At 35.0% G+C, this 4,929-nt stretch carries 5 protein-coding genes; 2 read left to right on the top strand and 3 right to left on the bottom strand.

The window, feature by feature from the left end:
- Nucleotides 1-182: 182 nt before the first annotated feature.
- Complete coding sequence (locus AC1DUW_RS21020) at nucleotides 183-1,526, bottom strand: aminotransferase-like domain-containing protein (protein WP_477643370.1); 1,344 nt, start codon at nucleotides 1,524-1,526, stop codon at nucleotides 183-185.
- Between the two features lie 116 nt (nucleotides 1,527-1,642).
- On the opposite strand from AC1DUW_RS21020, the gene AC1DUW_RS21025 reads away from it, so the two are divergent.
- Nucleotides 1,643-2,611 (top strand): DMT family transporter, encoded by a 969-nt coding sequence (locus AC1DUW_RS21025; protein WP_053345792.1) that lies wholly within the window; start codon nucleotides 1,643-1,645, stop codon nucleotides 2,609-2,611.
- On the top strand, nucleotides 2,604-3,488 hold the full coding sequence (locus tag AC1DUW_RS21030) for a DMT family transporter (protein WP_053345793.1): 885 nt from the start codon (nucleotides 2,604-2,606) through the stop codon (nucleotides 3,486-3,488). Before AC1DUW_RS21025 ends, AC1DUW_RS21030 begins: the two co-directional genes overlap by 8 nt.
- A 268-nt stretch (nucleotides 3,489-3,756) precedes the next feature.
- On the opposite strand, the gene AC1DUW_RS21035 is transcribed toward AC1DUW_RS21030, so the two are convergent.
- The gene (locus AC1DUW_RS21035) at nucleotides 3,757-4,314 is read right to left on the bottom strand and encodes an MFS transporter (RefSeq protein WP_053345794.1); all 558 of its coding nucleotides are present in this window, start codon (nucleotides 4,312-4,314) and stop codon (nucleotides 3,757-3,759) included.
- The coding region (locus tag AC1DUW_RS21040) for a D-arabinono-1,4-lactone oxidase (RefSeq protein ID WP_477643371.1) at nucleotides 4,311-4,929 on the bottom strand (619 nt) is incomplete at its 5' end. The genes AC1DUW_RS21035 and AC1DUW_RS21040, both read right to left, overlap by 4 nt.

The following is a 4,929-nucleotide window of genomic DNA, read 5'->3' on the forward strand; positions in this document are numbered from 1 at the left end:
CTTGAAGACCGTATTAAATTTTACAAATAAAGTGGGCTAGGAAAAAAAACTTTGTTGAGAGCCAATTCTAAATTGGCTCTTTCTTTGTTTGTACTCATTTTGCACATGCTTTTTCAGAATCACAAATGTAAATGTTATCCTGAAATGATATTTTAAAATGTAAAGCTGCATGTTAAGTTAGTTTATAGGTAATAGTTCTGTTTGTTATTCAATTCTTTAAAAATGAGAGCTATTCCTTGGTCTAGCTTTTGTATATTTGTATTGGACACATTTAATTTTAATATTTTTTCTTGGTGAAAGCCGTCAATATAATTTTGACCTATCGTCTCTACAAGAACTTGTTGATTCTGTAAGTTTTTTATGAGGTTAGCATTATTTAAACGATGAGGTAGCACGATATGAGAATTCATACATATGGATGCTGGGCGATAAAAGCCAAGGGTAGAGTGCTTTTCTAGAGCATCATATAGCAAGTTTGCACGCATTAAATAGGACAGACGTACTTTGTTTCTATGACGTTCAAACATGCCGCTTTTTATGTAGATTTCCAAGGCTGCTTGTGAAATCATTGAACTATCAATATCAGCTGTTCTTTTATAAAGTTGGAAGCTGTCTGCTAATGATTTAGGCAATACAGCGACACCTATGCGTAATCCTGGAAACATTATTTTAGAGAAACTTTTTAAATAAATGACCATTTGATGAGTATCCTCGGAAAAAATAGGGTCTACCTTCAAATTTTCTTCGAAATCTGCTAAATAATCATCTTCTACAATATAAACACCATACTTTACAGCAAGTTTTAGTATCTCTTCTCTGTCCTTTTTAGAGTAAGAAGTCCCTAACGGATTATGAAAACGAGGCATCGAATAAAAAAATTTAATATCCTGACTTCTAAATATCCTCTCTAATTCCCCTAAATCAATACCTTCTGCTGTTCTTTGGATTCCTAGCACGGAAATCTTGTACGCTTTCAATTGTTCCATAAATAGATGATAGCTGGGCTGTTCCACAAGTATATGGGTACGTTCATTTGGAAAGGGGATGAACGTTAATAAGGAAAGTGCTTGTTGCACGCCAGAAGTAATGAAAATCTGTTCTTCTTTTGCGAATACCTGATATTGCTCTAATTGTTTTTGTATTACTTTAATTAAAGAGGGTAGTCCTTTTGGAGTGCCATAGATAAACAATTCTTGCTGATAGGTATCGATAGCTTTGTTGATACAATGTTGAAAGTCATGATACGGAAATTGATGCCAAGCAGGAGCGGAGGTAACAAAATCGATTTCCGAAGTTGGTTCACTTTTAGCATCAAATTCTTTTTGCACGACATAATATCCACTTTTAGGAACCGCGTAGATTAAATGYCTCTTTTCCAATTCTTGCAGGGCTTTCAAGACTGTACTTTTACTACATTGATGTTTATCGCTTAATTGACGAATAGATGGGAGTTTAAAGCCCGCTTTGAGCTGTCCATTCTGGATGAGAGATTCAAATTCATTAAACAAAGCTACGTATTTTAGCATGAATACCTCCTATAAACTGTACCGTTACAGATGCTTCTTATTTGTATTGTATCGTAGTGGAACTTTTAATACGATACTAACAACCGGCCGGGTGATGAAAAGGAGGATTTACACATATGTCAGAACAAAAAAAAGCCTATTTTGCGGCGATAGTATATGCCATTATTATTGGATTTTCATTTATCTTTACAAAAATATCATTAATAGAAGCGAGTCCGCTAGATACTTTAGCACATCGATTTACGATGGCTTTTTTGATCGCTATAATTTTAAAGCTGTTGTATAGGAGGACTTCAGTGAAGATGAGGGCAAAGGATACTTTGAAAATTCTTCCGTTGGTGTTCCTTTATCCAATTTTATTCTTTACATTTCAAGTGTTTGGTCTCGTTTATACCTCATCTTCAGAAGCGGGTATTATCCAAGCGACCATACCAATTTTTACGTTATTATCAGCTTCATTATTTTTGAAAGAATATGCTGGTAAAGGTCAAAAATTTTTTCTTTATTTATCTGTGATGGGGGTTATCTTTATCTTTGTCATGAACGACTTGCAACTTGAGGCTCATAGTTTGAAAGGAACGATACTGATCTTATTATCCTCGATTGCTGCCGCTTTCTATAATGTGGTAGCAAGGACATTATCAAAGCAATATTCACTATTTACGTTAACTTATGTGATGACGTTCGTTGGTTTTGTTGCTTTTAATAGTATGGCCATCATCAACCATATAATTAACCAATCAATTAGTAGCTTTTTTTTACCCTTAACAAGTAGTTCATTTCTCATTTCAATCGTATATCTTGGTGCATTATCGTCACTGCTTACTGGGTTTTTATCAAACTATGCATTATCTATATTACCTGCCTCTAAAATGAGCGTTTTTAGTAATTTAGCAACATTGATTACGATCATAGCTGGGGTGATTTTCTTACATGAATCCATTCACTATTATCACGTTGTAGGTGCGATGATTATTCTTGTTGGTGTAATTGGCACGAACTATTTTGGTAGTAATCGGTCAAAGCATATTAGTAAGACTATTGCCGATCCTTTGATGATAAAGGGGAGTAAAGTGAATGAATAAATATGTTTTATTACTCTTGATTAGTTGTATATGGGGATCTCAATTCTTCTTTATTGCATTAGTTATAGATGATGTTGGGGTTATTACTTTGTCAGCCATCAAAGCATGTATTGGTGGTATCTGTTTACTCTTCATTGGCTTTTTTTTATCGAAAGAAGAGCGAAGAGTAAATAAGAGTTATTATAAATGGTATATAATCATTGCGGTTTTCGAGGTTGTACTCCCATTTGCATTCATTGCACAAGGCCAGAAAACGGTGCCTAGTAGTGTCGCAGCGATGTTGATTGGAATGGTTCCTGTTTTTACTATCCTCTTTTTAATAGCATTTTTCAAAAGAAAAAGCACAATGCCGGAGATTACAAGTATCCTATTCGGATTTGCAGGTATTGTCTTTCTTTCCTGGCCAACACACGGTTTTCAAGATCTTTTCAACAGCATTCAGGGTAATATCCTATTGATATTAGCAGCTATGAGTTTTGGATTATCATTGATTATCCTGGAGAAATTAAACGAGGGATCTTCCGTTATTCATATGAGAAATGTATTACTGATTGCCAGTGCAATGCTCATCCCAATGTCCCTTGTGTTTGAGCAATCTTTCGAATTGGATTTAGAACGACCTCAAACTATTTACTTAGTCATTTTAGGCATTTTCCACGCTGGTGTTGTTTATGCATTATTTAATAGGATGATTCGGCAAGAAGGCGCGTTATTTACGTCATTTAGTAATTATATAGTGCCAGTCATAGGAATGATTTTAGGCTTTTTCTTTTTACATGAAGCATTGTCTATTCAACAGTTGATTGGAATGGGTGTTATTATGATGTCATTAGTTTTATCAGACGAAAAAATAATAACCATGTTGATAAGAAAGTAGTTTTTTATATTAAGTGCTATTGTTCGTTAGTCTTTAATTGTACTAATAAACGGAGTAATTTTAGAATTGCGTATATTTAACGAAATCAAATTGAGAAAAGGGGAGCAGGTTTAATATATCTTTGTTAGTTCATTTTTTGTTTTTTGATCCGCAAATGATTTATATAGTAGAAGAAGCATCTGCTGAGGTTAATGCAGATGCTTCTTCTACTAAAAGGGGTAACTGATTTATTAGTGCTAACTAGTAATAAATCCTAATATTTTTTTATTTATTCTACATTATATAGTGAAGTGTTTTTCTCCATCTTCATTATAATAAAACCACTCCAGGCAAAAATTAGGGATGCTAGATAAAAAATGCTGCCAATCGTTAAAAAGTCCACTAAATACCCGGTTGCGATTACGGCAGTAGCTGCGCCAATGGATGTCCAGACATGGTAGTTTCCAATTTCCTCACCCGCTGTTGTCTTCGTAACATATCTTGCAAGTACCGTTTTTTCAGTGTTTTTTTGTACAGCTCCAAGGAGCCCCATTATGATCTGCAGGAGATAGACATGCCAAATTTCATATGCGAGAGGAAAGGCAAGAAGGATTAGTGCCATTCCCCATGAATAGAAAAGGAGAAATGCTTTGTCACCCGCTTTGTCAGTGAATTTTCCGATTAAAGGATAGCTAAGTGCTGCAGTCAGTGAGAATATTCCATATGCCCATCCGAATTGCGAATAACTGGTGCCTACATTTTTGATTAGCAAAATATAAAAAGGGAAAATCATGCTGGCAGCCATTCCAACAGTGCCTTGGTAAAAAACAAAACGTTTATAATTCATGGATGATACTCCTTATAGAAAAGATTCATGAAGCGATTATCAGGATCATATTTCTTCTTTAATCGAAAGAATTCATCGGTACGCGGATACGCTTCAAATAATTGTGTCTTTGTTGGATACCCATAATAGGGCAAATAGTAGCTGCCGTTATGGTCAAGCGTCACATTAATCATGTTACGGATGACCCTTCCCGTATTTTCCTTACTTTCGTTATCTGTACCTTGATTGATGAGCATTACAAGAGCGAACATATCATCCTTGGCATAGGACATGAGTGATTCATCATTATGTTCCACATAACGAATGGTAATATTTAATAAATTAAACTCTTTTTCATCAGATAAGGTTTTTCTTAAATCATCGATATAATCAGCAAATTGATCAATCGGAACGAAATATTCTTGCAGAACTTCAGTTTTGGAGGGGTGGCTGTAATCCATAAAAGCAGAGTCAGACCGCATCACATTATTTCTGGAAATCAAGTTACCATCAATATTGGCCGTGTAGGTTTCTTGAGTTTCCCAAAACCTTTTTTTACCCCAGTCATTATAACGGGAGAGGCCAAGAAAGAATTTAGGCACGGCAATGATCGTTTCTCGTTTGAGAGTATTGTAG

It is taken from the genome of Peribacillus sp. P4_C12, assembly GCF_056402095.1.

Coding starts and splice junctions, on each gene's coding strand:
- AC1DUW_RS21025 (WP_053345792.1), top strand. CDS start 1,643: ATGTCAGAACAAAAAAAAGCCTATTTTGCGGCGATAGTATATGCCATT.
- AC1DUW_RS21030 (WP_053345793.1), top strand. CDS start 2,604: ATGAATAAATATGTTTTATTACTCTTGATTAGTTGTATATGGGGATCT.
- AC1DUW_RS21035 (WP_053345794.1), bottom strand. CDS start 4,314: ATGAATTATAAACGTTTTGTTTTTTACCAAGGCACTGTTGGAATGGCT.